This window comes from Longimicrobiaceae bacterium (genome assembly GCA_035936415.1).
GTDB lineage: Bacteria > Gemmatimonadota > Gemmatimonadetes > Longimicrobiales > Longimicrobiaceae > JAFAYN01.
In genome coordinates this window covers 1-3,313 of record DASYWD010000154.1, presented here as the reverse complement: position 1 = coordinate 3,313, position 3,313 = coordinate 1, and the positions used below count along the sequence as shown (strand labels likewise).

At 69.7% G+C, this 3,313-nt stretch carries 5 protein-coding genes; 1 reads left to right on the top strand and 4 read right to left on the bottom strand.

Annotation, left to right across the window (positions count from 1 at the left end; all coding sequences use genetic code 11):
- Nucleotides 1-244: hypothetical protein (locus VGR37_05975; protein ID HEV2146927.1), on the bottom strand; the 244-nt coding region annotated here is incomplete at its 3' end.
- Entirely contained in the window at nucleotides 241-633 is a 393-nt protein-coding gene (locus tag VGR37_05970) for a BlaI/MecI/CopY family transcriptional regulator (protein ID HEV2146926.1), read from the bottom strand. The genes VGR37_05975 and VGR37_05970, both read right to left, overlap by 4 nt.
- Before the next feature lie 49 nt (nucleotides 634-682).
- Here VGR37_05970 and VGR37_05965 point away from each other — a divergent pair, with 49 nt between their 5' ends.
- Nucleotides 683-1,444 carry a TIGR04283 family arsenosugar biosynthesis glycosyltransferase gene (locus VGR37_05965; GenBank protein ID HEV2146925.1) on the top strand — a complete coding sequence of 254 codons (762 nt, stop codon included), beginning with the start codon at nucleotides 683-685 and terminating at the stop codon, nucleotides 1,442-1,444.
- 126 nt (nucleotides 1,445-1,570) lie between these two features.
- Here the strand turns inward: VGR37_05965 and VGR37_05960 are convergent, their stop codons facing one another.
- Together VGR37_05960 and VGR37_05955 are read right to left on the bottom strand one after the other, a co-directional pair.
- Nucleotides 1,571-2,566: a hypothetical protein gene (locus tag VGR37_05960; protein HEV2146924.1), complete on the bottom strand. Its 996-nt coding sequence runs from the start codon at nucleotides 2,564-2,566 to the stop codon at nucleotides 1,571-1,573.
- A gap of 261 nt (nucleotides 2,567-2,827) precedes the next feature.
- Nucleotides 2,828-3,313: TIGR04282 family arsenosugar biosynthesis glycosyltransferase (locus VGR37_05955; GenBank protein ID HEV2146923.1), on the bottom strand; the 486-nt coding region annotated here is incomplete at its 5' end.

The following is a 3,313-nucleotide window of genomic DNA, read 5'->3' as shown; positions in this document are numbered from 1 at the left end:
GCCCGGCGGCCAGCGCCGCCGCCGGCTCGTACGCCGTGATCCCGGTGGCGACGGGCGCCACCAGCATGACCACGAGAGCGGCGCACCCCACCGCGTAGCGGGCCTGCGGCGAGCGGCCGCGGAGCAGGTGCAGCGCCAGCGCGGCGAGCCCGGCGACCAGCGCCCCCTGCCAGACGAAGTGCAGCAGGGCCCATCCGAGCGCCCGGACCGCCGGGTGCTCCGCCGGAAGCGCGAGGCCGGTCATCCCCGGTCTCCCGCGCGGGCGGACTCCAGCCGGTCCAGAAGCGCGCGGATCTCGTCCAGCTCCTCCCCGGAAGCCGGCCGCTCCGAGAGCGCCCGCACCACCAGCGTGGCCGTGGACCCGCCGAAGGCCCGCTCCAGCAGGTCGCCCACCAGCTGCCGCTGGGTGGCCTCCTGGGTGCGCTGCGCTTCGTAGACGTGCGCCCGCTGCGCCTCGTTGCGCCGCACCAGCCCCTTGTCGGTCATGATCTGGAGCATCTTGAGCACGGTGGTGTAGCCCACCGGCTCGGTGCGGTGCAGCGCGTCGTGCACCTCGCGCACGGTGCTGGGGCCGCGCTCCCAGAGGACCCGGAGGATCTCCAGCTCCGCGGGAGTGGGCTGGGGTGTGGCCATGTCTTCGCGCATCCTGTGAGCGGCTTCGTACGACGATCTTCGTAGCAAGATGTACGACGAGGTTCGTAGAGTCAAGGATTTCGTTCTCGGCGCCCCGCTGGTACTCTTCCGCATGCCCTCGCCCCTCCCGCGGACACGACGGATCACGGTGGTGGTCCCCACCCTCGACGAGGCGGAGGGGATCTCCGCCACGCTCGCCCCGCTGCAGGCGCTCCGCTCTCGCGGGCACGAGGTGGTGGTGGTGGACGGGGGGAGCGGAGACGGCACGGCGGAGCGCGCCCTCCCGCTCGCGGACCGGGTGCTCCGCTCGGAGCGGGGGCGCGCCCGCCAGCAGAACGCCGGTGCGCGGGTGGCAGGGGGGGACGTTCTCCTCTTCCTGCACGCGGACACCCGCCTCCCGGAGGGCGCGGACCGGCTGGTGCTGGAGGGGCTGGCGCGGAGCGGGGCGGGGTGGGGGCGCTTCGACGTGCGCCTCACCGGGCGCCACCCCCTGCTGCGCGTGGTGGAGCGGATGATCTCGCTCCGGTCGCGGCTCACCGGGATCGCCACGGGCGACCAGGGGATCTTCGTGCGGCGGGACTGGCTCGCGGCCGTGGGAGGGTTCCCGGAGATCCCGCTGATGGAGGACGTGGCTCTCTCCCGCGCGCTGCGCCGCAGGGGCCGCCCGCTCTGCCTCCGGGAGCCGGTCGTGACCTCCAGCCGCCGCTGGGAGACCCGGGGGGTGCTCCGGACCATCCTGCTGATGTGGCGCCTGCGCCTGGCATACCGGCTGGGAGCCGACCCGGCCCGCCTGGCGGAGCGCTACCGCTGACCCCGCCCGCTCGCGGCGAGATCCAGTGGCTCACCTCGACGAGCAGTTCACGGACCAGCACCAGGCGCCGCCATCGAGCGCACGCAAAAACCTCCCATTGTCGCAGGAGTGCTGTGCCGCATGGACCTACCGGTCCTGGTTGTAGGTCTCGATGATCTGCTGAAACCTTCGCGCAAGCTCCCAGCAGGGGTGGTACTCGTAATCGCCGAGATCGGGATTCCAGTGGACGTCGACGAGTCCGTTCCGATCGCACTCCAGTCCCTCGCTCGGCTGTGTCAGATGATGATGCCAGAAGTTTCCCACCAGGTATCTGCAGGCGAACGCCAGTTTGATCCCCCGGGCTCTGCACTCCAGGAGCCATGAAAGGAGGAGCTGGTCCTCCTTCTCCCGGTTCACGGATCTCCCGGGCTCGGGAGTCCCGGGCTCTCTCTCGAAGTTCCTGGCGGGGTCCATGTACTCGGGTGAGCCCCACTCGAGAACCGCGAATACCGGATCGATGCGGCGCACCTCGAGGAACGTCCTTCGCCAGTCGGAGAGTCCATCCGCGAGCGACTCTCCCCGGTGGGCGAATGCATAGAAGTTGGTGCCGAAGATGTCGGCATCGAGCTGGATCGCGGAAAAGAGACACTCTCGTGCTTCACACGCAATCACCGTGATGCCGAACTCCCTCTCATGCGCAACCGCTGCGCTCGCGTTGAAAGCCTTCACGAGGTTGGCGATCATCAGCTCTCGCGTCGCATGATCGTCTTTGCGGTGAGGCTCCCAGAACCCGGTGATGACGTGGTTGTGGGGCTCCCCGCCGATCTCGACGATCGGGACGAATCCTGCACGAAGGTATCTCCGGTAGCGAGTGAGATAGAGGCGCGTATAGTGCGCCATGAACTCACCGAGATCTTCCCGCTCGAGCGCGTGCTCACCGTTCGGCCCCCGCATCCAGCCACTCTCCCACTCGTAGCTCATGTGAGCCAGAATGGGAACGATGGTGAGTCCGATCTCCTCCGCATACGCGAACTCGGCATCCAGCCGTGACCAATCGAAGCGATCTTCGGCCAGCCAGACCTTGTTCCATGGGACACCGCCGCGAACGTACCTGAATCCCATCTCCTTCGCGTAGTCGAGCACTTCCCTCCACCGTTCATTGGATCGATTCCGATGCCCGTGGTCGACGAGTCGGCCGTGCACCATCGGGCAGGGGCGCTCCAGCACAGCGATTCCCTCAAGCCGCGGAGTCCGAGAAAGATCCACGATTTCCCTCCACGATAGCAGGTAGACGGCAGGAACTGGAGAAACCTCGGGGCGCTGCAGCAGGCGCGGAGCACAGACGAGCTGGCGGCGATCCGGTCCACAGCGACCCTGCCCGGTGCCGCACTTCCTGCGCCCCTGTCACCTGTTCCTCTGACATGCCGATCTACCGAGAGGCCTACCCCCATCGACCCACTCGCGCCAGCCGGGGGGAAGGTCCTCCACCTCGTCCACGTCGGCCAGCGTCTCCAGCAGTGCGGGCTCGATCCGCGCCTGCCGCAGCCGCGCCACGGTCGCCGCGAAGACCTCGCCGGTGCTCCAGGCGATCCCCTCGAACAGCTCCGGCACCGGGCGCCGGAGCCCCAGCAGGTAGTAGCCCCCGTCGCGCGCGGGGCCGAGCACCGCCTCGTGGGCGTCCAGCAGGGCGAAGGCGCGCCGCAGCAGCCCCGCCGAGAGGCCCGGCAGGTCCGAGCCCACAATCACCACGCGCCGGTACCCCGCCGCGAACGCCTCCTCGAAGGCGCCCCGCATCCGCTCCCCCAGGCCGCCCTCCCGCTGCGGAAGGTACGCCGCCGGCTCGCCCAGCCAGCCGCGCACCGCCTCCCCGGCGTCGGCGGGGGTGAAGTG

What these genes read in the sequence shown, in the direction of transcription:
- VGR37_05965 (HEV2146925.1), top strand. Translation starts at nt 683, where the DNA reads ATGTACGACGAGGTTCGTAGAGTCAAGGATTTCGTTCTCGGCGCCCCG.
- VGR37_05970 (HEV2146926.1), bottom strand. Translation starts at nt 633, where the DNA reads ATGGCCACACCCCAGCCCACTCCCGCGGAGCTGGAGATCCTCCGGGTC.